The 22593-nt window shown below is 66.7% G+C and carries 24 protein-coding genes; 10 read left to right on the top strand and 14 right to left on the bottom strand.

What is annotated here, in order from left to right; translation table 11 throughout:
- Positions 1 to 30 precede the first annotated feature (30 nt).
- The 6 genes from EDF57_RS13860 to hisN form a co-directional block, all read right to left on the bottom strand.
- Positions 31 to 816, bottom strand: a complete 786-nt coding sequence (locus EDF57_RS13860; RefSeq protein ID WP_166675276.1) for a helix-turn-helix domain-containing protein — start codon at positions 814 to 816, stop codon at positions 31 to 33.
- Positions 817 to 1077: 261 nt separating this feature from the next.
- Positions 1078 to 1440: a 50S ribosomal protein L20 gene (rplT, locus tag EDF57_RS13865; RefSeq protein ID WP_132264618.1), complete on the bottom strand. Its 363-nt coding sequence runs from the start codon at positions 1438 to 1440 to the stop codon at positions 1078 to 1080.
- Between the two features lie 13 nt (positions 1441 to 1453).
- Positions 1454 to 1657: a 50S ribosomal protein L35 gene (gene rpmI / locus EDF57_RS13870; RefSeq protein WP_021232722.1), complete on the bottom strand. Its 204-nt coding sequence runs from the start codon at positions 1655 to 1657 to the stop codon at positions 1454 to 1456.
- 245 nt (positions 1658 to 1902) lie between these two features.
- Entirely contained in the window at positions 1903 to 2667 is a 765-nt protein-coding gene (locus EDF57_RS13875) for an SDR family oxidoreductase (RefSeq protein ID WP_134094723.1), read from the bottom strand.
- A gap of 22 nt (positions 2668 to 2689) precedes the next feature.
- Positions 2690 to 3124, bottom strand: coding sequence for a gamma-glutamylcyclotransferase family protein (locus EDF57_RS13880; protein ID WP_134094724.1), 435 nt, complete (start codon positions 3122 to 3124; stop codon positions 2690 to 2692).
- A gap of 20 nt (positions 3125 to 3144) precedes the next feature.
- Positions 3145 to 3927: a histidinol-phosphatase gene (gene hisN / locus EDF57_RS13885; RefSeq protein ID WP_134094725.1), complete on the bottom strand. Its 783-nt coding sequence runs from the start codon at positions 3925 to 3927 to the stop codon at positions 3145 to 3147.
- 182 nt (positions 3928 to 4109) lie between these two features.
- Between hisN and EDF57_RS13890 the strand changes: the two genes are divergently transcribed.
- Positions 4110 to 5054 (top strand): helix-turn-helix domain-containing protein, encoded by a 945-nt coding sequence (locus EDF57_RS13890; RefSeq protein ID WP_134094726.1) that lies wholly within the window; start codon positions 4110 to 4112, stop codon positions 5052 to 5054.
- Positions 5055 to 5175: 121 nt separating this feature from the next.
- Here the strand turns inward: EDF57_RS13890 and EDF57_RS13895 are convergent, their stop codons facing one another.
- A complete protein-coding gene (locus EDF57_RS13895) occupies positions 5176 to 6111 on the bottom strand; it encodes a ribose-phosphate pyrophosphokinase (protein ID WP_132264610.1) in 936 nt (311 codons plus the stop codon).
- 213 nt (positions 6112 to 6324) lie between these two features.
- Positions 6325 to 7308 carry a class II fructose-bisphosphatase gene (gene glpX / locus EDF57_RS13900; protein ID WP_132264608.1) on the bottom strand — a complete coding sequence of 328 codons (984 nt, stop codon included), beginning with the start codon at positions 7306 to 7308 and terminating at the stop codon, positions 6325 to 6327.
- 234 nt (positions 7309 to 7542) lie between these two features.
- Between glpX and EDF57_RS13905 the strand changes: the two genes are divergently transcribed.
- A complete protein-coding gene (locus EDF57_RS13905) occupies positions 7543 to 7884 on the top strand; it encodes a hypothetical protein (RefSeq protein ID WP_132264606.1) in 342 nt (113 codons plus the stop codon).
- Positions 7885 to 7969: 85 nt separating this feature from the next.
- On the opposite strand, the gene EDF57_RS13910 is transcribed toward EDF57_RS13905, so the two are convergent.
- Positions 7970 to 9277 (bottom strand): homoserine dehydrogenase, encoded by a 1308-nt coding sequence (locus EDF57_RS13910; protein ID WP_132264604.1) that lies wholly within the window; start codon positions 9275 to 9277, stop codon positions 7970 to 7972.
- Between the two features lie 107 nt (positions 9278 to 9384).
- Positions 9385 to 10287 carry a hypothetical protein gene (locus tag EDF57_RS13915; protein ID WP_132264603.1) on the bottom strand — a complete coding sequence of 301 codons (903 nt, stop codon included), beginning with the start codon at positions 10285 to 10287 and terminating at the stop codon, positions 9385 to 9387.
- Positions 10288 to 10647: 360 nt separating this feature from the next.
- On the opposite strand from EDF57_RS13915, the gene EDF57_RS13920 reads away from it, so the two are divergent.
- The 4 genes from EDF57_RS13920 to EDF57_RS13935 all read left to right on the top strand — a co-directional run bounded on the left by EDF57_RS13920 (position 10648) and on the right by EDF57_RS13935 (position 13281).
- Positions 10648 to 11319: an energy transducer TonB gene (locus EDF57_RS13920; RefSeq protein WP_132264601.1), complete on the top strand. Its 672-nt coding sequence runs from the start codon at positions 10648 to 10650 to the stop codon at positions 11317 to 11319.
- 73 nt (positions 11320 to 11392) lie between these two features.
- On the top strand, positions 11393 to 12166 hold the full coding sequence (locus EDF57_RS13925; RefSeq protein WP_132264599.1) for a MotA/TolQ/ExbB proton channel family protein: 774 nt from the start codon (positions 11393 to 11395) through the stop codon (positions 12164 to 12166).
- A gap of 117 nt (positions 12167 to 12283) precedes the next feature.
- The gene (locus tag EDF57_RS13930) at positions 12284 to 12817 is read left to right on the top strand and encodes a biopolymer transporter ExbD (RefSeq protein WP_207912874.1); all 534 of its coding nucleotides are present in this window, start codon (positions 12284 to 12286) and stop codon (positions 12815 to 12817) included.
- Positions 12818 to 12846: 29 nt separating this feature from the next.
- A complete protein-coding gene (locus EDF57_RS13935) occupies positions 12847 to 13281 on the top strand; it encodes a biopolymer transporter ExbD (protein ID WP_134094727.1) in 435 nt (144 codons plus the stop codon).
- A gap of 148 nt (positions 13282 to 13429) precedes the next feature.
- Here EDF57_RS13935 and EDF57_RS13940 read toward each other — a convergent pair whose 3' ends face one another.
- Positions 13430 to 15892, bottom strand: coding sequence for a ligase-associated DNA damage response DEXH box helicase (locus tag EDF57_RS13940; RefSeq protein ID WP_134094728.1), 2463 nt, complete (start codon positions 15890 to 15892; stop codon positions 13430 to 13432).
- 174 nt (positions 15893 to 16066) lie between these two features.
- On the opposite strand from EDF57_RS13940, the gene EDF57_RS13945 reads away from it, so the two are divergent.
- Positions 16067 to 17338, top strand: coding sequence for a DUF4010 domain-containing protein (locus tag EDF57_RS13945; protein WP_134094892.1), 1272 nt, complete (start codon positions 16067 to 16069; stop codon positions 17336 to 17338).
- A 6-nt stretch (positions 17339 to 17344) separates the two neighbouring features.
- On the opposite strand, the gene EDF57_RS13950 is transcribed toward EDF57_RS13945, so the two are convergent.
- From EDF57_RS13950 to EDF57_RS13960, 3 genes are read right to left on the bottom strand one after another with little or no spacing between them, the layout of a single operon-like run.
- On the bottom strand, positions 17345 to 18742 hold the full coding sequence (locus EDF57_RS13950; protein ID WP_134094729.1) for a phosphomannomutase/phosphoglucomutase: 1398 nt from the start codon (positions 18740 to 18742) through the stop codon (positions 17345 to 17347).
- A gap of 2 nt (positions 18743 to 18744) precedes the next feature.
- Positions 18745 to 19041: a J domain-containing protein gene (locus EDF57_RS13955; protein ID WP_132264592.1), complete on the bottom strand. Its 297-nt coding sequence runs from the start codon at positions 19039 to 19041 to the stop codon at positions 18745 to 18747.
- Positions 19038 to 19850: a division plane positioning ATPase MipZ gene (locus EDF57_RS13960; RefSeq protein WP_132264590.1), complete on the bottom strand. Its 813-nt coding sequence runs from the start codon at positions 19848 to 19850 to the stop codon at positions 19038 to 19040. The genes EDF57_RS13955 and EDF57_RS13960 overlap by 4 nt, the downstream gene beginning before the upstream one ends.
- 191 nt (positions 19851 to 20041) lie before the next feature.
- Here EDF57_RS13960 and panC point away from each other — a divergent pair, with 191 nt between their 5' ends.
- From panC to EDF57_RS13975, 3 genes are all read left to right on the top strand, one after another.
- Positions 20042 to 20911, top strand: a complete 870-nt coding sequence (gene panC, locus EDF57_RS13965; RefSeq protein WP_134094730.1) for a pantoate--beta-alanine ligase — start codon at positions 20042 to 20044, stop codon at positions 20909 to 20911.
- A 137-nt stretch (positions 20912 to 21048) separates the two neighbouring features.
- Positions 21049 to 21834: a CsgG/HfaB family protein gene (locus EDF57_RS13970; protein ID WP_132264587.1), complete on the top strand. Its 786-nt coding sequence runs from the start codon at positions 21049 to 21051 to the stop codon at positions 21832 to 21834.
- A gap of 71 nt (positions 21835 to 21905) precedes the next feature.
- Positions 21906 to 22592, top strand: coding sequence for a response regulator transcription factor (locus tag EDF57_RS13975; protein WP_132264585.1), 687 nt, complete (start codon positions 21906 to 21908; stop codon positions 22590 to 22592).
- The last annotated feature ends 1 nt before the right edge of the window (position 22593 follow it).

Below are 22593 nucleotides of genomic sequence, written 5' to 3' on the forward strand. Positions count from 1 at the left end.
CTCATCCGGACGGCATGTCGCCGGCCCCGACTAGCGCAAGGCGAGACGGGCGTGGCGCGCCCTTTCGCGCATGAGCGGCCCGGTCACCGGCTTGTCCAGCTTGGCATATTGCCGCGGGGTCATGCCCATGAAGGCCCGGAAATCGCGGACGAACTGGGCCTGGTCGTGATAGGCGGAATCGATCGCGCCGATCCACTTGCGCTTGGGCTCCAGCGTGAACTGCTCGATGCTGCGCAGGAACCGCTGGCGGCGCAGCAGGAGCTTGGGCGGGAAACCGAAAGCGGCGCGGCAGACGCGCTCCACCATGCGCGGATGCGCGCGGACGCGGGCGGCCAGGTCGGTGGCGGAGCGCACTTCCGGATTGGCGAGCGCTTCGCAGATGGCCAGGATAAGGTCTTCGTGGACCACGGGGCGGCGCGGCATGGCAGCGACGAAAGCGGTCAACCGGTCGAGCTGATCGCCCGGGCTATCCTCAGCCGCCAGGGCATCGTGAAGCGGCTTGAAATGGGCGAAGACCGGATCCGCGTCGCCATCGACCAGCACATTGGCATAGCGGTCGGCCGGCACGCCCAGGAACGTCGCCCAACCGAGCGGGGTCAGGCCGAAGCCCCACTCCCGCGCCGTGGCCATGGAGAAGCGCACTTCCTGCGAGCGCGGGCCGGTGACCGAGAACCGGCAGCTTTCCAGTCGAGATCCGGCGCGAATCTCGCCATCGCCTGTCGACCCGAAATGGAAGCGCAGACTGGCCCAGTCGGGAAACAGGACGTCATGGAGACGCTCGTTCTCGCCCAGTTCGATTTCACAGTAAAACAGCACCGACAGGTAGCGATCGAGGCCCGCTGGTACGGGACAATACTGTATGACGACCCGCCTAGCTGTCATTCCCTGTCTATTCTTCGTGTCACGCCTTACCCCTGTCCTTTTGGTACGAGGACTTGCAGGGGAGTGCAAACTTTTCGAAGGCGTGGATAATTTACCGCACAAACAATTCGGGGCGCGGATGCCTTAAGCACCCGCGCCCCGAATGTGTTTCGCGTGATCCGCGAAGACCGGCGCCTAGGCCCCGGCTTCGACGGTTCAGGCTGCCGGAATGGCAGCCTTCGCCTGAGCGACCACGGCCGAGAACACCGAACCTTCGTTCATGGCGAGGTCGGCCATCGACTTGCGATCGAGTTCGATGCCGGCGAGCTTAACGCCGTGCATGAACTGCGAGTAGGTCAGGCCTTCGGCGCGGACGGCAGCGTTGATGCGCTGGATCCAGAGAGCGCGGAAGGTGCGCTTCTTGATCTTGCGGTCGCGGTACGCGTACTGGCCGGCCTTTTCGACGGCCTGGCGGGCAACGCGGATCGTGTTCTTACGACGGCCGCGGTAACCCTTGGCCTGTTCCAGAAGACGCTTGTGCTTGGCGCGGGTGGTAACACCCCTCTTGATACGGCTCATAGGTCAGTACTCCTCAGTTGAGCCCGTAGGGCGCCCACTTCTTGATCGTCTTGGCATCGGCGTCGGAAATGACTTCGGTGCCGCGATTCTGGCGGATGTACTTGCCGTTATGGCTCATCAGGCGGTGGCGCTTGCCGGCTACGCCGTGCTTCACCTTGCCGGTGGCGGTGAGCTTGAAGCGCTTCTTCACACCGCTCTTGGTCTTCAGCTTGGGCATTTTCGTCTCCTTTCACAGGGACACGTCCGGTCAGCCATGGCAGCCCTTTTCGCCAGGCGGACGCGCGAATCTCTTTGGTTAAAGACTCAACCGTGTCGATTGAAGGGGGCGCCTTTAGTGAGAGAATCGGCGGAAGGCAAGGGGTGAGCGCGTTGCCAGACGCGGTGGTCTGCAAAAACGGCCGCCGGGCGTTCCGGGCGGCGCCAGCGCCAGCCCGACCCGGGCACACACGCGCCCGACCCGGCCTAGTCCCCCGCGTAGAGCATCTTGCGGGTCATGCCCCCGTCCACGACGATCTGCTGGCCGGTCACGAAACCGGCGCCTTCTCCCGCCAGCCACTCGACGGTGGCGGCGATGTCCTCCACCACCCCCACGCGTCCCACCGGGTGCTGCGCGCGGTCTTCGGCCGAGTGCCGCGGCTCTTCCCGCCTTGCCGCTTTCTGCCAGGGACCCGTCTCGATCCAGCCGGGCAGGACCGCATTCACCCGGATCTCCGGCCCCAGTCCCACGGCCATGGCGTGGGTCAGCGCGCAGAGCCCGCCCTTCGAAGCGGCATAGGCATATGTATGAGGCTCCGACTGCAAGGCCCGGGTGGAGGCGATATGCACCACGCTTGCCGGGGCGCCGCTGCGAAGCAGGCCCAGCGCCTCGCGGGTGCAGAGGAAAGCGGAAGTGAGGCTTGCATCGATCCAGCCCTGCCACGCCTCCAGCGTAAGGTCCTCCAGCGGGCCGGCATAGGGATCGGCGATTCCGGCATTGTTCACCAGCAGGTGGGCGGCCTCGGTCCACTTGCCGATCCGGGCGAAGGCGGCGCGGACCGGCTTCTCCTGTCCGACGTCGCACGTCAGCGGCAGGAAACGGTCTTCCGGCAGCAGCGCCGCCAGTTCGCCAAGCGCCTCTTCATCGCGGTCCAGCGCCGCGACCCGCCAGCCGAGGCCCGCGAAGTGCAGGACCAGCCCTCGGCCGATGCCCGCCCCGCCGCCCGTCACGATTGCCGTCCTGTCCGTCATGTCCATCTCCTCGGGCGCCCTCTCAGGCGCCATTGCGCGGAGTGGTAAAGGCCTGACGCCCCGTCAGTTCCAGCCAGGCGAGATAGTCGCCGGTCAGGATCGGCGGAGAGCCCTTGGGCAAGGCAATGCGCCAGAGATAGATTTCCGCCTGGCGCCGCCGGCCGTTGGCGCCGCGCACCGGCATGGTCCGGCGCCGGTACTCGCGGCCCTCGTAGCGGTCGAGCTTGGCAAGGTCGCCCGGATGGAGCGCCAGTTCGCAAAGCGTTCCCTGCACCCGCGCTCCGGACTTGGCCGGCACGAGCGCGGGAAACCAGCCGTCCCCGCCGCGAATCGCCCGGATCCTCCCCGGAACGCTGGCCGGCTCGGCCGAAACCATCCGCGCCGCGACCCAATGCCCCATGCGTGTTCCGGCGTGGGGCTGGAGCGTTCCATAGACGAACAGCCGGACCTTGCGCATTGCGGGCCTCTGCGCCGGGGTCAGTGGTGGCAGTCCAGCGCTTCCACGACGTCTTCCAGCCGTGCCGGGTCGCCAATGGCCAGAACATGCCCATCCGACTGCGCATGGAGCGGTTCGCCGTTCCAGTCGCACATCGTCCCGCCCGCGCCTTCGACCACGGGGACCAGGGCGGCCCAGTCGTGCAGCTTCAGCCCGGCCTCGCAAACGACGTCGAGGTGGCCGCTCGCCAGCAATCCGTAGTTGTAGCAGTCGCCCCCCATGACCATCCGCTTGTGGTCGGTCTTGGCCGCCAGGGTCATGAAGTGCTCGCCCTGGTGGTCGTCGAAATAGTGGGGGCCGGTGGTTGCCAGCATGGCGTCGGAGAGTTCGCGGCAGGGGCGGGTGCGCACTTCCTTGCCATTGAACGTGGTGGGGAAGCCGCTCGCGCCGACCCAGCGTTCGCCCAGGATCGGCTGGTCGATCACGCCCAGCACCGGCCAGCCATCGACCAGCAGCGCGATCAGCGTGCCGAAGATCGGGCGGCCGGCGATGAAGGAGACGGTGCCGTCGATCGGATCGAGCACCCAGGTCCGGCCCGAAGTGCCTTCCTCGCTGCCGAACTCCTCGCCGATGATACCGTCGCGCGGGACTTCGGCCTTGAGGATCCGGCGCATCGCTTCCTCGGCGGCGCGGTCCGCGACAGTGACCGGCGAGGCGTCGCCCTTGCGCTCCACCCCGACGCCGGAGCGGAAGTGCGGGCGAATCGCGTCCCCGGCGGCGTCGGCAAGGCGCAGGGCGAGGGCGATGTCGTTGTCGAGTTTCATGCCCCCTGCTCTGCCCGCCACGGCGATGGCAGGTCAAGGGACCATCGGAAAAACCGCCAGATTGGCCGCAATCCGGGCCTGTGGAGAAACTCTATGGGTTTTTCCCACATTGCAGCGCTCCGGACACGCACTTATTCCATGGCTGGGGCCGCAGCGAATGCAGAAGAACGGAAGCAGGGTACATGTACCATAAAGTGCGGCCGGCCATCGACAGTGCGATCGTGCCGGAACAGGGAACGACCAAGGGCGGACAACCGCTCAGCTACAACAGAGCACCTGCCCCGGACCTCGCGCCCTGGATCGGGCGGCTCTATGTCACCAAGGTGGCGGCACCGGCGGACTACACGCTGCAGTGCGGCTTGTTCAACGACACCGCCTTCCTGCGCATCCAGCTGGCCGGTCTCTGGGAGGCCGAGACCGCCGGCGGCCGGATAGAGGCAGGCAATGCCGCGATGTTCTGCGGCCCGCAATCGCATCGCATGCCGATCCGCGTCACCGGCAGCTTCATCAGCGTGGGCCTGGCCTTTCGGCCCGGCGCCTGCACCGCGCTGCGCGGGCCGCGCGTGGGCGAGCATCTCGACCGTCTGGCCTCCACCGATCTCGTCGGGATCCCCTCCGACCGGATCCTGGCCATGCTCGAACCGGACGCCGAGCCGGAGGAATGGCTCCACGCCCTGGAAGCGATGATGCGCAAGCGGATCGAACATATGGGCGCGCCCCTGCCCGACCCGATCAGCGCCCGGTTCGAGGACATCAGCTACCGCGATCCCGCCATGTCGATCGCCGATGCCGCGGCGGCCTGCGGGGTGGAGCGGCGCAAGCTGGAGCGGGTGGTCAATCGCGACTTCGGCATGGCCCCCAAGCAGGTGCTGCGCCGCGCCCGCGCTCTGGACATGGCCAGCTTCCTGCGCGGCGTGGCCGACAAGGACGAAGCCGACGAGATGGCCCTGCGCTATTATGACGAGAGCCACCTGATCCACGAGTTCACCGAACTGTTCGGCATCTCGCCCCGCCAGTTCGCACAGACTCCGCAGCCGATCCTCACCCTGTCGCTGGAATCGCGCCAGGCCCGGCGGCTGGAAGCGCTGCACCGGCTGGAGCCCGGCCAGACGCGGCCCTGGGAATAACGGTCCCGGCCCGGAAAGAACGCGGGCCGTAAAACGTTCCACATGAAACAAAAAGGCGCGCCCTCCCAGGAGGACGCGCCTTTTTGCTGGCTAGCGGCCCGGCGCTGGTCCGGGCGGCCGATCAATCGAACAGGCTGGAAACCGAGCTTTCGTCGGCAATGCGGCGGATGGCCTCGCCGATCAGCGGCGCGATCGTCAGGATGCGGATCTTGTCCGACTGCTGGGCCGCTTCGGTGGCCTGGATCGAATCGGTGATGACCAGTTCCTTCAGCGCCGAGTTGGTCACGCGCGAAACCGCCGCGCCCGACAGCACCCCGTGCGTGATGTAGGCGGTGACGCTGGTGGCGCCCTCGTCCATCAGGGCCTGCGCGGCGTTGCAGAGCGTGCCGCCCGAATCGATGATGTCGTCGATCAGGATGCAGGCGCGGCCCTTGACGTCGCCGATGATGTTCATGACTTCCGACTGACCGGGGCGGTCACGACGCTTGTCGACAATCGCCAGCGGGGCGTTGTCGAGGCGCTTGGCCAGCGCGCGGGCGCGGACCACGCCGCCGACGTCGGGCGAAACCACCATCAGCGACTGGTCGCCGTAGCGGGCCTGGATATCGGCCGCCATCACCGGCGCGGCGAAGAGGTTGTCGGTCGGGATGTCGAAGAAGCCCTGGATCTGCCCTGCGTGCAGGTCGACGCAGAGGACGCGGTCGGCGCCGGCTTCGGTGATCAGGTTGGCCACGAGCTTGGCCGAGATCGGCGTGCGCGGGCCGGGCTTGCGGTCCTGGCGGGCATAACCGAAGTAGGGCACCACGGCGGTGATGCGCTTGGCCGAGGCGCGGCGCAGGGCGTCGATGCCGATCAGCAGTTCCATCAGGTTGTCGTTCACCGGGTAGCTGGTGGGCTGCACGATGAAGACGTCCTCGCCGCGGACGTTCTCGTGGATTTCGACGAAGATTTCCTCGTCGGCAAAGCGACGCACAGCCGCATCGGTGAGCGGCAGTTCAAGATACCCCGCGATCGCGCGTGCGAGCGGAAGGTTGCTGTTGCCGGACATGATCTTCATTGCGAATCCCCGAGACGGCTTGAGGTGATGGGTGGCTGGACGCGGTCGCCTCTAGCCATGAGTCATCGGATTGCAACAGAAAGCGTCAGCCTGTCACCGTGACCCGGATGTGAAAACGCCGGCTCCGGAGGTTCCGGAACCGGCGGTTCGATGGACTAACCATCTGAGCACAAAGACGAGTCCCGCTGCGGGACGCGCGTGCGCCGCGGCACGTCACCGGTCCCGGTGCTCGCCCTTGATCCAGCGCACCGTCCCCGAACTGGCGCGCATGACGACGCTTTCGGTGGTCATCTTGCCGCCCTTGAGGCGCTTGACGCCGGAGAGCAGCGAGCCGTCGGTCACGCCGGTGGCGGCGAAGATGCAGTCACCCTTGGCCAGGTCGCTGAGGGTGTAGATCTTGTCGAGATCCTTGATGCCCCACTTGCGCGCCCGGCTGCGCTCGTCCTCGTTGCGGAACAGCAGGCGGCCCTGGATCTGGCCGCCCACGCAGCGCAGCGCCGCAGCGGCCAGCACGCCTTCCGGGGCGCCGCCCGAACCCATGTAGATATCGATCGTGGTGTTCTCGTCGGTCACCGCGATCACGCCGGCCACGTCGCCGTCGGGGATCAGGTGGATGCCGCAGCCGATCTCGCGCAGTTCCTCGATGAGATCGGCATGGCGCGGGCGATCGAGCACGCAGACGATGATCTCGTCCGGCTTCACGCCCTTGGCCGCTGCCACGGATGCGACGTTCTCGGTCGCGGTCCGGTTGAGGTCGATCACGCCCTCGGGATAGCCGGGGCCCACGGCCAGCTTCTGCATGTAGACATCGGGTGCGTTGAGCAGGCAGCCCTCTTCCGCGGCGGCCAGTACCGCCAGCGCGTTCGGCCCGGCCTTGGCGGTGATCGTGGTGCCTTCCAGCGGATCGAGTGCGATGTCGATCTTCGGCCCGCGACCGGGCGCCCCGCCCACCTTCTCGCCGATGAACAGCATCGGCGCTTCGTCGCGCTCGCCTTCACCGATAACCACGGTGCCATCCATGTAAAGTGTATCGAAGGCCTTGCGCATCGCTTCGACTGCGGCATGGTCTGCCGCCTTCTCGTCTCCGCGGCCGACTAAGCGCGATGCGGCGATGGCCGCGGCCTCGGTTACGCGAACCATTTCGAGGACGAGGACACGGTCGAGAACTTTACTTGCAGGCGTCTTGTTTTCAGGCATGTTCACTCCGGATTAATCCGAGGAGGAAAGGTTCTGGGAGCGGCTTAGACAGAGGATTTTCAATTGTCGAGAAGAGGGCGGATCCTATTCGCAATCGCATTACTAGCTCCCGCTCCGGCGATTGCCCAGCAATCGGCTGGCGCTTCTGCCGGTACGGCTGGCCAGACGAAATCCACTTCGGCAAGTAATGGAAACGGCTCGGTTTCCGCGGAAGACAGGGCCATTGCCCAGCGCATGATGTCCGGCGCCGGCAGGGTCACGCCGGAAACCGCACGGCAGAAATGCCTGAGCGACACCCGCAGCGCCCGCCCGGGCGAGATCGTCGTCTGTGCCCCGGATGAGGACAAGTTCCGCGTCCAGTCCACGTCTCAGGAAGACCCGATGTCCGACCAGGCCTTGAACGACGGCCGTCTGACGCCGCCCGACGTCGCGGGCAACGGCATCTTCAAGGGCAAGGCCACCGCCACCTTCGGCAAAGTGGAAAAGCCCTACCTGATCGACTTGTCGGCCATTCCCGAAGCGCCTGCCGGCTCGGACGCGGACAAGGTCGCCAGGGGCGAAATGCGCGCGCACTGATACGAAAAACGGGCGCATCGCTGCGCCCGTTTTCCATCTGGAACACGCCGCGCCGCCGACCAAAAGCCGCCGGCGCAGACCCCTGTCAGCCTTCGATGATCTGCATCACCAGCGGACGCGCCGCGAGGCTCTGCGATCCGTCGAGAATGCGCAGCGCCTCGGTCACCGCCGATTCCGGCCCTTCGTGCGTGACCATGGCCAGGATCACCTCGCCGGTCTGCGCATCCTCGCCCTTCTGGATCATGCTGGCGATCGAGACACCCGCATCGCGCATGGCGGCCGTGATCTCGGCCAGCACGCCCGGACGGTCCGGCACGGCGAAGCGGATATAGCTGCGGCCACGGCGATGGCCGGTTTCGGCCGGCTCCATGGCTTCCAGCTCGCCTTCCGGCATGGAGAAGGCAGCGCCTTTCTCCCCGCGTGCGATGTCGATGATGTCGGCGACCACCGCGCTGGCGGTCGGACCGTCACCGGCGCCCGCGCCCTGGAACAGCAGGCGGCCCATGAAATTGCCCTCGGCGACGACGGCATTGGTGGCACCGTCGACGTGAGCGAGCGGATGGTCGAAAGGCACGAGATGCGGATGGACCCGCTGGAACAGGCGGGCGCTGCCGCCGGTGCGGTCGATCTCGCCCATGCCCAGCAGGCGGATGACGTAACCGAGCGAGCGGGCCTGCTCGATGTCGGCCGCCTTTACCCGCGAAATGCCGGTGGTCTCCACCGCATCGAAGCGCAGGCGCGAACCGAAGGCGATGGCCGCCAGGATCGAGAGCTTGTGGCCGGCATCGATGCCTTCCACGTCGAACGTGGGGTCGGCCTCTGCGTAGCCCAGGCGCTGGGCTTCGGCCAGAACGTCGCCGAAATCGCGCCCGGTGTCCTCCATGGTGGAGAGGATATAGTTGCAGGTGCCGTTGAGGATCCCATAGACGCGGTCGATGGCATTGGCCGCCGCACCCTCGCTGAGCCCCTTGATGACCGGGATGCCGCCCGCGACGGCGGCCTCGAACTTGAGCGCCACGCCTGCCTTTTCAGCGGCCGAGGCCAGTTCCAGCCCATGGTGCGCGATCATCGCCTTGTTGGCGGTGACCAGCCCCTTGCCCTGGCCGATGGCATTGCGCGCCAGGGTCAGCGCCGGTCCGTCAGACCCGCCGACCATTTCCACCACCACGTCCACGTCGGGACGGGCCGCGAGCGCGGCGGGATCGTCTTCCCAGTCGTAATGAGACAGGTCGACACCGCGATCCTTGGTGCGATCGCGCGCGCTGACGGCGGCAATGCGGATCGGCCGGCGCGCCCGGCGGGCAATGAGTTCGGCATTGGTCTCGATAAGACGGACGACGCCCGTTCCGACAGTGCCGAGACCGGCCAGCGCAATATTCAGCGGTTCAACCATGGACAACCCTTTCGGGTCCGGGCCCTAGGGGAGCCCACGGTGAAATTCCAGTACCTTCGCCGGGGTCCGTCCCGAAACTTCGGGCGCGAGGACCCCGGCGCCGGGAATCAGCCGGAAACCTTGGTGCCCTGGTTGAGCGTCCGGCGGCATTCACCGAGCTGACCGATCACCGTGCGATAATCGGCCTCGGCCTGGCGGCGCTCGGCAATGCCCTCGGCCACATTCGTGCCCGGCGGCGGATTATTGGGCAGGAAGCAGGCCAGGCGGTACCATTCCACTGTCTCGGGCTGCGGCGGATTGCCGGTGTCGGCCACCAGCTCGGAGAACGAAACGCCCCAGGCGGGCGCCGCGCCCGGCTCGTGATGCACCGTGATCGAGGCCGCCGAATTGTCCTTGGTCTTAAGGAATATCTGCGTCTCGCCCTGCCCTGCCAGGTTGCCCGGAACATAGAGCAGTTCGCGTACGCCGGTGATCTTGACCGGGGCATTGCCGGAGAGCAGCGAGCGCAGGATGCCGCGCACGCGCGCCTCGGCCTGCTCGCTCCAGAGCTGCTGGGCCGTGGGCGTCACCAGCTGCAGCTCGCCGGGGCGGCCGGGAACGGCGCGGGCGAAGAGCAGCACGTCCTGCTTCTTCAGCTTCGGTGCCTTGCCGCGGGAATCGAGCGGAAGGTCCACCAGATAGACGAACGATTCGCCGATCGGCGCCTTGCCGGCGATCAGCGCCTGGGTCTGCGCGGTCATGTAGAAGCGCGCCATGCCCTGGGCGAGTCCGGGGGCCCGCGCATCCTCCACGCGCACCATCTTGCGAATCTGTGCCTTGACCACCAGCCCGGCCGATTCGGACAAGTCGGCGATATCGGCGAATGTCGGTCCGCCCGCGCTCGTCAAGTCACGCGCGCCGGCTTCGTTCGAATTGCCACCGGTTACCCCCTGGGCCAGGACCGGAACAGCCTGCACGGCCAGCGCAACCCCCGCCAGATTCGCGACAAGTCGGTGCAGATGGGATGACATGGGGGACACTCTCCGTGGAAAAAGGCCAGCCTATAGCGGCTTTGGGGCCCGGCCACAAAATCCCCCTTTTCCGATTGGAACTTATCCGCCCTGAATTGACCGTTAACCGTTGACGTGCCGATAAGGCGTTGCACACATGCAACTGTCGGGCTAAGGAAACTCGCAAATTGGGGCAAAAAAACGAATAAGCCCCGCGGTTCGCCTCCCGTTAAAAGTTTACGGATGGGCTGACTGTCAGCCGTCAGGGTGGGTAAGTTGGAGTTTCGTCATGGACCTTGCCTCAGGGTGAGGGCCATGGGCGCCCTTGGACACGTCCGGCACGGGCTTTCCCGGGGCTAGATAATGGAGTGATGCGTTTGAATGGCTTACGCTGACCAGCAAATGAGCGGTAACAAGATTACCGCGCTTGTCATTGTTGCGCTGATCCACGTCTTTGTAGGCTATGCGCTCGTCACGGGCCTGGCCTATCAGGCTGCGCAACAGGTCATCAAGAAGGTGACCACAGTCGACATCAAGGAAGAGAAACCGAAGGAGGAAGAGCCGCCGCCGCCGCCGCCGAAGCAGGAAGAAGCTCCGCCGCCGCCGATCGTCGCGCCTCCGCCGCCGATCAACATTGCCCCGGCCCCGCCGCCGGTGCAGACCGTGGTGACGGCTCCGCCGCCGCCGCCGGTGGTGATCACGACCGCGGCTCCGCCCGCACCCCCGGCTCCGGCTCCGGCACCTCCGGGTCCGTCCAAGGCCCGCGGCGCTTCGCCGAAGGGTCAGGGCAGCTGGGCCGCCCGCATTCAGGCGAACTATCCGACCCGCGCCGCTCGTGAAGAGCGTGAAGGCCGTGTCGGTGTGCGCGTAGGAATCGGTCCGGACGGCAAGGTCACCGCTTGCTCGGTCACCGCATCGAGCGGCAGCCCTGACCTTGACGAGGCAGCTTGCGACGGCATGACCCGCTACGCGCGGTTCAACCCGGCGCTCGACGATGCCGGCAACCCGACGAGCGGCCAGTTCTCGACGGCCATCGTCTACAAGCTGAACTAACTCCTTTTAAGACTGGTTAGGCCCACACCCCGGCCGGAATCAGTCCCTGCATTCTTCTTGAGAGGTAAATCGCATGCTTATCGTTGATATCCTTGCCGCAGCGGGCGAAGCTGCGCCCCAGAACAAGTTCGGTTTCATGGAAGCCCTTCAGGCTGGCGGCTTCATTTCGTACGCCACCGTGATCATCATGGGCATCATGTCCTTCGGCTCGTTCTACATCCTGTTCACCAAGTGGTTCGAACAGTCCAAGATCATGCGCCAGTACAACGTTGTGCGCACCACCTTCTGGAAGGCTCCGACCCTCCGTGAAGGCGCCACCAAGCTCGAGAAGAACAGCGCCTGGCGCCAGCTCGTCGACGACGGCATCGCCGCCGAAGACCAGCACGCCAAGATGACCGATTCGCTCGAAGCCCATGACTGGATGCACGCTTCGCTCGCGCGTTCGGAAGCTTCGATCAACGCTCGCCTTGCTCAGGGCCTGCCGTTCCTCGCCACCGTCGGCGCGACCGCACCGTTCATCGGTCTGTTCGGTACCGTGGTCGGCATCTACCGCGCCCTGATCGCCATCGGCATCGCCGGTTCGGCTTCGATCGACAAGGTCGCTGGTCCGGTCGGTGAATCGCTGATCATGACCGCGCTCGGCCTGATCGTCGCCGTTCCTGCAGTTCTGGCCTACAACTACCTCCAGAGCCGCAACAAGCGCATCGCCGAAAACCTGACCGGCTTCTCCAGCGACGTTCTCGCGAACATCAACTCGCGCGGCGCCGTGAAGCCGATCGTTGCTGCTGCCCCGGCGAAGCCCGCCGCTGCTCCGGCCAAGCCGGCTGCTGCTCCGGCCAAGCCGTAAGCAGCATGGGATGGGCCTGTCGCAGGACGGCAGGCCACATCCGAGGGACTCAGGCGGCGGTGCGTTGCATGCGCGTCCGTCGCCTGCCCAGGGCAACGCAAGGATTAGGATAAAACTATGGCGATATCCTCGGGCGGAGGCGGTGCCGAGACACCGATGTCCGACATCAACACGACGCCGCTCGTCGACGTCATGCTGGTGCTTCTGATCATCTTCCTGATCGCGGTTCCGGTTGCGATCCAGACGATCGAAAAGCTGAAGATCCCCGTCGTCGAGGCCGTTGAATCGAAGGACAAGGTCGAAAACCTTCTCCTCACCGTTTCGACCACCGACGATGCGGGCAAGGCAGCGGGTGAACCCGGTTACGTCGGCGCTTCGCGCAACGGCGAATGCCGCGTCTACTTCAACAACATCACGCCGGTGACCTCGCAGGAACTGCGCGACCAGGCTTTCAAGCGTCTCGATGCAATCGTGAAGCGCGAAGGCGGCCCGCAGGCCCTTCAGGCCAACCCCGATCTCGTGCCGCAGGTCCACATCCGTGGTGACGTCAACGCCCCGTGGCGCTGCGTTGCCGGTGCGATCTACAACGTTCAGATCTCGGGCTACCCCACGGTTGGCTTCATCACCAACCCGGTCGACCCGAACGGCTGACGTTCAGGCAGGAACAGGAGTAACTTTCCATGGCAATGTCAGGCGGCAAGGAAAATGGCGAGCCGATGATGGAAATGAACACGACGCCGTTGATCGACGTCATGCTCGTTCTCCTCATCATGTTCATCATTACCATCCCGGTTGCGACCCACTCGATCGACATCGATCTTCCGGTTGCGACCCCTCCGACGAACACGCCTCCTCCGGTCGATCCGATCCGCAACAAGGTGGTTCTCACCGCGGACGACAAGATCCTCTGGAACGGTACGCAGGTTGACGGCCCGGGTCTCGCGAATCTGCTCAAGCAGTCGCTGAGCTACGCGGTCGAACCCGAGCTGCAGTACCAGCCGGAAGCGAACGCCAGCTACGATCTCTCGGCCCAGGTGCTGCAGGTGATCAAGGCGGCGCAAGTCACGAAGTTCGGCTTCGTCGGCAACGAACAGTTCCGCGACTTCGGCAAGTAAGCCGAACGAACGGAACCGGTCTCTCAAGGACCAATGAAGGGGCGGAGCGATCCGCCCCTTTTTTGTTGTCCGGAGCAGCCTAAGTCTGGAGCCGCCTTAGTCCGGCCCAGTCCTATTCAGGCCAAGCCCTATTCAGTCCGAGTCTGGCTCAGTCTTCCTCAGGCTCGGCCACCGGGTCCACCCGCATGGCCATGGAGGCCAGGCTTTCCGCCTCCACCAGCAAGTCCTCGTCGGCCGATCCCGAGGGCAGCGATTCCCGCCCGATCATCGAAATCGCCGGCACCGAGAGCGGGCTGATCCGCTCCAGCCGCACATGGTCCACTTCCTTCGCCGCGCGGTCCAGCACATCGGCCACGCGCGCCACGTCGGTCATCCGCGCCCGAGCATCGGCCCAGGCCGCCTCGATCAGGAGGTGATCGGGTTCGTACTTGCGCAGGACATCGTAGATCAGGTCGGTCGAGAAGGTCACCTGCCGCCCGGTTTTGCGCTTGCCCGGCTGCTGCCGCTCGACAAGGCCGGAAATCACCGCAACCTCGCGGAAGGCCCGGCGCAGAAGATAGGACTGCTGCACCCAGTCGACGAATTCGTGCGTCAGGATGTCCGGCGAGAGCAGCGAGGCCGGATCGTCCACCGGCTTGAGGCCATAGACCACCAGCGCATAGTCCGTCGCCACGAAGCCCAGCGGCCCCAGCCCCCGGTCTTCCATCCGCCGCGTCACGAGCATCCCCAGCGACTGGTTCGCCGGCCAGCCCTCGAAGGTGTAATAGGTGGTGTAGGCGCGGCCCTGGTGCGGGAAGCTCTCCACCAGCAGACGCCCGGGCGCGGGCAAGTGCGAGCGCCAGTCCTGCACTTCGAGCCATTCACGCACGTCGTCGGGAAAACGCGACCAGCCGGCCCGGTCGAACAGCATGGCACGCACCCGGTCCGCAAGATGGGTCGAGATCGGCATGCGCTGGCCCATGTAGCTGGGGATCGTCGCCGAGCGCCGCGCCGCGCGCACGACCAGCTCCAGTTCGCGCAGCCCTTCCACTTCCAGGTCCATTCCGGCGAAGCGGAAAGTGTCCCCCGGCTTGAGGCTCGCCCCGAACCCCTCCTCGACTTTGCCGAGCGAGCGGCCGTTGCGAAAGCGCACGTCGAGCATCTCTGAATCGACGATGATCCCGGCGTTGAGACGGTGGCGTGCGGCATGCTCGGGGTGGGTCAGCCGCCAGGTCCCGTCCTTCTCGCGCACGATCCGGCGGAAACGATCGTAGGAGCGCAGCGCGTATCCCCCGGTCGCCACGAAATCGAGCACGCGCGCGAAAATGGCCTCGTCCACCCAGGCATAGGCCAGCGACGAGCGCACTTCCGATAGCAGCGCATCCTCGCGAAACGGGCCTGCACAGGCGACTGCCATGACGTGCTGGGCCAGAACGTCGAGGCCGCCGGGGCGGAACGGTTCGCCATCGCGCTGGCCCTCGTGAACGGCCTGCTGCGCGGCGAAAGCCTCGAGAAACTCGAACCGGTTGCCCGGCACCAGCAGCGCCTTGCTCGGCTGGTCGAGCCGGTGATTGGCGCGGCCGATGCGCTGGAGCAGGCGCGACGATCCTTTCGGCGCGCCCATCTGCACGACCAGGTCGATATCGCCCCAGTCCACCCCGAGATCCAGGCTGGCGGTGCAGACCAGGGCCCGCAGCCGCCCCTCCGCCATCGCCCCTTCCACCTTGCGCCGCGCCTCCTTGGAGAGCGAGCCATGGTGGATGCCGATCGGCAGGTTGTCCTCGTTGGCATTCCACAACTCCTGGAAGATATATTCCGCCAGGAAGCGCGTGTTCGTGAAGATCAGCGTGGTGCGGTGGGCCTTGACCTGCTGGATCAGCTGCGGGATCGCCCAGGTGGCGGCGTGGCCGCTCCACGGGATGCGTTCTTCCTGCGGCAGCAGGATCGACACTTCGGGCTCGGCGCCGGCCTCGCCTTCGACGAGCTGGACGGCATCGATCTCGCCCCAGGGCGCGAGCCAGCCGCGAAAGGCGTCAGGGTCCGCCAGCGTCGCCGACAGGCCCGCGCGTTGCAGTGCCGGCGAAAGCGCCTGCAGCCGGGACAAGGCCAGCGCCAGGAGATCACCGCGCTTGCCGGTGGCGAAGGCGTGAATTTCATCGATCACCACCCGCTGAAGCGCGGCAAACAGCGTGGGCGCCTCGGGATAGCTCAGCAGGAGCGAGAGCGATTCGGGCGTGGTCAGCAGCACATGCGGCGGCCGGGCGCGCTGGCGGGCCTTGCGGTCCGAGGGGGTATCGCCACTGCGGGTCTCGATACGGATCGGCAGTCCCATCTCCTCCACGGGCGTCAGGAGATTGCGCTGAACGTCGTGCGCCAGCGCCTTGAGCGGCGAGACGTAGAGCGTGTGCAGGCCCTCGGGCAGCGGCCCGCCGTCCAGCCGCGAGGGACAGAACGCCGCCAGGGTGGGCAGGAAGCCGGCCAGCGTCTTGCCGGCGCCGGTATCGGCAACCAGCAAGGCGTGAAGTCCGCGGTCGGAGGCTTCCAGCATCTCCAGCTGGTGCCGCCGCACGCGCCATCCGCGCCCGGCGAACCAGTCGCCAAGCTCGGGAGGGACGGCCGTCGCCGGCGTCATGAAGTCGATCTCGGCACGGTCATCGCTCGGGTGGTTGCAGCACGGCTCCGTTGAAGCATGGGGGCGAACAACAGGAAAGCCCGAGCATGCGGCGCGGTTGCGCCAATCTTCTTGCGTACTTGTGCCCCTTCGCGGATGGTCGGCCGGTTCCCAGCAGCGAGGGCCAGGGTGACGATGCCGACGGATCTCGATCTCAGACACCTGATCGCCCTGGCCGTCAGCCTCGCACTGGGGCTGCTGGTGGGCCTGCAACGCGGCTGGGCCGCGCGCGAACAGGCCGACGGATCGCGCTTCGCCGGCATCCGCACTTTTGCCCTGATGGGCCTTGCCGGCGGGCTTGCGGGCATTCTCTTCGCCCCCGCCCCCGGCCCGGCCACCGTCCTGCTCGGCGCTGCCGCCCTGCTGGTGATCGTGGGCTACTGGCGGGACGCGCGGCTGAACAGCAGCGTCAGCGGCACATCCGGCGTCGTCGCGCTGCTGACTCTGGCGAGCGGCCTAATGGTGGGCCTGGGCGAGCGGCTGATCGGCACCGTGATCGCGGTGGTCATGGTCCTGCTGCTCGCCATGCGCGAGCAGTTGCACGGCTGGATCGATCGCCTCAGCCAGCGCGAGGTTCTCTCGATCGCCCGGTTCGCCCTGATCGCGCTGGTGATCCTGCCGCTCCTGCCCAACCAGGATTTCGGCCCTTACGGCGCGTGGAATCCGCGGAAGCTCTGGCTGATCGTGGTGCTGGTCTCCGGCTTTTCCTTCGCGGGCTACTTCGCCACCCGCATCGTCGGCGCGGCGCGCGGGGTCATCGCCACGGCCGCGGCCGGCGCGCTGGTCTCCTCGACCGCGGTCACCGCCTCGATCGCCAACCGCATGAAGGACGGCGCCATACCGACGCCCGTGCTGGCCTCTGCGGTATCGGTATCCTCCGTCGTCATGTTCCTGCGCGTGATGGTCCTGACCGGCCTGCTCGCGCCGGCCGCCTTGCCGATGCTGGTCAGGCTCATCGCCCCGGGCCTCACGGTCAGCCTCGCGCTGGCCGCCTGGTATCTCCACCGCACACGCTTCGCCGAAGTGGGCGACACCAGCCACGAGATGACGATACGAAATCCCTTCGACGTCGCCCCCGCGCTGATGCTCGCCGGTCTGGTCATGGTGCTCACCGTCGCCTCGCTATGGTTGCTGCAGAATTTCGGGGACCGCGGCCTTGCGCTGGTCCTGGCGATCTCGGGCACGGTGGACGTCGATTCCGCCATCATCACCATGGGCGGATTGGCCGGCCAGACGCTCGATCCGCGTACCGCCGGGCTGGTCCTGGCAGTGCCGGTGGCGCTCAACACCCTATTCAAGGCCGGCGTCGTCGCCAGCGTGGCCGGATGGGAGAAAGGCCGCGACGGGGTGATCCCCCTCGTCGGCAGCGCCCTGGCCGTGGGCCTTGCCTGGCTCGTCCTGCGCTAAGGGCGGCTAGTGCCCCGCCCCGCGTTGCAGGCCCGAGGCCGCCAGTTGCCCGTCGATCTCGCCCACCAGCCGCTCCAGTCCCTCGGCCGAGTGACTTTCCGCGCGGGCGACGAGCACGTCCTGCGTATTGGAAGCCCGCAGCAGCCACCAGCCATCGGGCGTGGTGACGCGAACACCGTCCAGGTCGACGAAAACTGCCCTCGTCTCGACAAGCCGCGCGCGCACTTCCGCAACGGCCGCGAACTTGCGCGCCTCGTCCACCTGGAACCGCAGTTCCGGCGTATTGAGCATCTCCGGCATCGCGCCGCGCAGTTCGGTCACCGAGCGCCCCAGCCGGACCGTGGCCGCCATCAGCCTGACCGCCGCATAGAGACCGTCGTCGAAACCGTAGAATTCGTCCGCGAAAAAGACATGGGCGCTGGTCTCGCCCGCCAGCGCCGCGCCGGTCTCCTTCATCTTGGCCTTCATGTGCGAATGGCCGCTCTTCCACATGAGCGGGCGCCCGCCGTGGCGCGCGATCGTGTCGAACACGGCGCCGGATGCCTTGACGTCGGCGATCACCGTGGCCCCCGGCATGCGCGCCAGCACGTCTTCCGCGAAGATCCCGAGCAACTGGTCGCCCCAGATCACCCGGCCCAGGCCGTCGATGGCGCCGATCCGGTCGGCATCGCCGTCGAAAGCCACGCCGAAGTCCAGACCCTTCGCGGCGACCAGCGCCTTCAGGTCCGCAAGGTTCCGCTCTTCCGTGGGATCGGGATGGTGGTTCGGGAAAGTACCGTCCACTTGCGTGAACAGCAGATGGTGCTCGCCCGGCAGGCGCGCCGCGAGCCGCTCCAGCGCCGGTCCGGCCGCGCCGTTGCCGGCATCCCAGCCGATCCGCAGACCGGCAAGCGCCTCGTGCGAGAGCCCCGAAACGCCCTGCGCGATGCGATCGACATAAGCCTCCAGCACCTCGCGCTGCTCGACCTGCCCGGCGCCCTCGTCCCAGTCGCCCACCGCCGCCATCTCGCCCAGGCGGACGATATCGGCGCCGAAGAACGGCCGCCCGCCCAGCACCAGCTTGAAGCCGTTATGATCGGCGGGATTGTGGCTGCCGGTGATCTGGATGCCGCCCTGCACGTCGCCCGACGTCGCCTCGGCATAATAGAGCATCGGCGTCGGGCCCAGGCCGATGCGGACCACGTCCGCGCCGCTGGCGCGCAGCCCTTCGACCAGCGCCGCTTCCAGCATGGGGGAACTGAGGCGGCCGTCGTAGCCCACCGCCACCTTGCGCCCCCCGGCGCGGCGCAGCACGGTGGCAAAGCCCCGGCCGATCGCATGAGCGTCCTGCGGCCCGAGATCCCGGCCGACCACGCCGCGAATGTCGTATTCGCGCAGGATGGTGGGATCGAACCTGTGGCCCATGTTCAGGCCTGCGGGCTGCTCAGCCTGGCCAGCAGGAGATCGCGCGCCGCGTTCGCTTCGTGAACTTTCTCGTTCGTGCCGCCCCGGTCGGGATGGACTTGCGCGACGACGCGGCGGTGCGCGTCGAGGATTTCGCGGCGGTCCGCGCCTTCACTCACGCCCAGCAGCGCCCGCGCCTGCGCGCTGGCGTGAACGTCCGCGAAGGAGGGACCCGGCAGCGCCTTGCCCTGCCACGGCCAGCGCCCCTTGATCAGCCGCCAGGCAATGCAGCCGAGCGCGATGAGCCAGAGCAGTTTCATTCGTCGCCGGCGAGTTGGAGATCCGGCTCACGGTTCGTCGGCATCGGCAGGTTGAGCCCCGCCACCAGCTGGCGCAGTTCCTGGCGCGCCACGAGATGGCTGGTGCCGAGTTCGCCAAGATGCCCCTTGTCGAGCAGGGTCAGGCCCGAGGGGAACAGCTCGCGGAAGATGACGCGCTCGGAAAGCCCGTTGGAAATGCGGAAGCCCACGCGCTTGGACAGTTCGAGCAGCGCGCCTTCCAGGCGGCGCATGTTCTTCGCCTCGACGTGCTGGACGCGGTTGCGCACCACCACCCAGTCGAGTTCGCGGCGACCTTCGTTGATGGTCTTGAGGCCGCGCTTCTTGCGGGTTTCCCACATGAGTTCGGCGTAGAACGAAAGCTTCTTCACCTTGAACGATTCGCTCTCGACCTGGCCGATGAGGTCGAAGTCGATGAAGCTGTCGTTCAGCGGAGTGACCAGGGTATCGGCCGTTGCCGCGACGTGGCGGGCGAACTGGTCGTCACGGCCGGGCGTGTCGAAGATCAGGAAGTCGTAACCATCGGCGATGGCTTCGGCCAGATCGTCCAGCTCGCCGATATCCTCGCCGTCGTAGACCGAGAAGCGAGCGCCGGGCAGCGCGATTTCGCGGCGGCGCTCGGTTTCGACGCGGTTCTCCAGATAGCGGTACAAAGTGCGCTGGCGCGGATCGAGATCGATCGCGGCGACCTTGGCGCCCTGATAGGCGAGCGCGATGGCGACGTGGACGGCCGTCGTGGACTTGCCGGTGCCGCCTTTTTCATTGGCGAAGACGATGCGATGCGCTGTCACGGACCCTGTTCGCTTTCCCTGTTGCCCCCGGGCCCTAGCCCGGATTCGCTGCCCCCGGACTTTAGCCCGGGAAGCGAAATCAAATCCTTAACCGCCGAAGCGGGTCAAACCCATTGCCGCCCGGGGCGCGGTGCGGCTAAGGGCAGGCGCGACCACCGGTCAAGTGCATCCTATCGGAGCAGTGACACCCAATGCAAACCCTCCACAGCCTTGATCCACTGCGCCGTGCCGTTGCCGCCTTGCGCCAGTCGCCCGACGGGCCGAAAACCGTCGCCCTGGTGCCGACCATGGGCGCGCTCCATGAAGGCCATCTGACACTGGTGCGCGAAGCGCGGAAGCAGGCCGATCACGTCGTCGTCTCGATCTTCGTGAACCCGCTGCAATTCGGCGCGAACGAGGATCTCGACAAGTATCCCCGCCAGCTGGAGCGTGATTGTGCGCTGCTGGAAGCGGAAGGGGTGGATCTGGTCTGGGCACCCACCGTGGAGGCGATGTACCCGCAGGGCTTTGCCACCAATATCTCCGTCACCGGCGTCAGCGACGGCCTTTGCGGCGCATCGCGCCCCGGTCACTTCGACGGCGTCGCCACCGTGGTGTGCAAGCTGTTCCACCAGGTCCTGCCCGATGTGGCGCTGTTCGGCGAGAAGGACTGGCAGCAGCTCGCCGTGATCCGCCGCATGGCCCGCGATCTGGACCTGACCAGCCCCCACGCCGACGCCGTGCTGGGCGTGGCCACCGTCCGCGAGGAGGACGGCCTCGCCATGTCCTCGCGCAATGCCTACCTCACGGCCGAGCAGCGCCTGCAGGCCGTCACCCTGCCGATGGCCATGAAAGTCGCGATCGCGGGCATTCGGAACGGAGACCCCGTAGCGGCCTGCATCGGCCACCTGAAGGACGCCTTGCTGGCAGGCGGCTTCTCCTCGGTCGACTATGCCGAGCTTCGCGATGCCGACAGCCTTGCCCCGCTGGATTCGCGCGGGACCGCGCCGATGCGTCTTTTGGTGGCGGCGCGGATCGGCACGACCCGCCTGATCGACAACATGGCGGTCTTGCCGGAATAGCCGCTGCGCCATCCCGATTTTTCCTTCGGGAAATCTCACAGCAATAGTCATTTGCGTGCCGGGAATTCCGGCTTAAGGTCGAACCGGGTTGGGAAGGCCGGGTCGCCCCGCGTCCGGTGCAACAGAGGGAAGTCATCATGAAGAAATTCGCCTGCGCGCTCGCCGCACTTGCCGTCGTGGCCGGCGCGCCCTCGGCTTTCGCCGAAGACCGTTCTTCCGCGCGCAAGGTCCAGGACAAGGGCACCCAGGAGATCCCGGTGTGCCGCAAGAACCTCGGCACCGTCGCCATCGTCGAGCCCGAGAACCAGTGGTGGCGCGAACTGAGCCTGGGCAGCCCCGAGGCGATCCTGCGCGTCTTCGTGCAGAAGTCCGGCTGCTTCACCATGGTGAACCGCGGCCGTTCGCTGCAGAACAGCGCGATGGAACGCGCGCTGGCCGAACAGGGTGAGCTTCAGAAGGGCTCGAACATCGGCAAGGGCCAGATCAAGGCGGCGGACTACTTCATCCAGCCCGATATCGTCTCCACCAACAACAATTCCGGCGGCGGCGGTCTCGGCGCGGCGCTTGGCGGCGTGGGCGGCCTGTTCGGTCGCGGCTTCGGCGCGATCGCCGGCGGCCTCAACGTCAAGAAGGGCGAGGCCAACGTCACGCTCTCCATCGTCAACGCGCGCACCACGGTCGAGGAAGCGCTGACCGAGGGCTATGCCCGCAAGTCTGACGTCAGCTTCGGCGGCGGCGGTGGCGGCTTCTTCGGCGGCACGTTCGGCGCGGCCGGCGGCGGCGGCTACCAGAACACCCAGATCGGCCAGATCATCGTGCTCGCCTATCTCGACGCCTATACCAAGCTGGTCACCCAGCTCGGCGGCCTGCCCGAAAGCGCCTCGGCGGCGGCCCCGCAGGCCACCAACGCCCAGGCCCACTGATCGACACGATCTTGCGGAATGACCGGCCGGGGCCTTTTCCCGGCCGGTATGACGCAGCAGCGAACAGCGCCATGAGCGGCCCGAAAACCCTCTATATCGAAGACGACGTCCGCGCCGCAACGCAAGTGAAGGAGCTGGCCGCGCAGGCGGGCATCCCGCTCGTCTGGGCCGAAAGCGGACAGGAAGGCCTGAAGCTGGCCGGCTTCGAGCATTTCGACGTCATCATCCTCGACCGCATGCTGCCCGATCTCGACGGGCTGACGATCCTTTCGCGCCTGCGCGAAAGCGGCATCGGCACGCCCGTGCTGATGCTTTCCGCGCTGGGCCGCACCAGCGACCGGGCCGAGGGGCTGGACGCCGGGGCGGACGACTACCTGGCCAAGCCTTTCGAAGCGCCGGAACTGCTCGCCCGGCTCCGCGCGCTTCACCGCCGCGCCTCGGGGCGGGCGCATAGCGCGGTGATCCTCTACGGCGCCTTCGAGTGCCATGTGAAAGCGCGCACCGCCTTCCGCAACAATTGCCACCTCGCGCTGAGCCCCAAGGAATTCGAGCTTTTCCGCTATTTCATGGAAAACGCCGGCGAAGTGCTGACGCGCGAGATGCTGCTGCGCGATGTGTGGAAGATGAACTTCGACCCGCAGACCAACGTCGTCGACGTGAATATCGGCCGCCTCCGCCGCAAGCTGGAGGAAGGCTTCGATACGCCCGCGCTGGAGACGATCTGGGGCTCGGGCTACCGCCTGCTCGACGGGCGCTAGA

It is taken from the genome of Novosphingobium sp. PhB55, from assembly GCF_004368805.1.
Taxonomy (GTDB): Bacteria; Pseudomonadota; Alphaproteobacteria; order Sphingomonadales; family Sphingomonadaceae; genus Novosphingobium.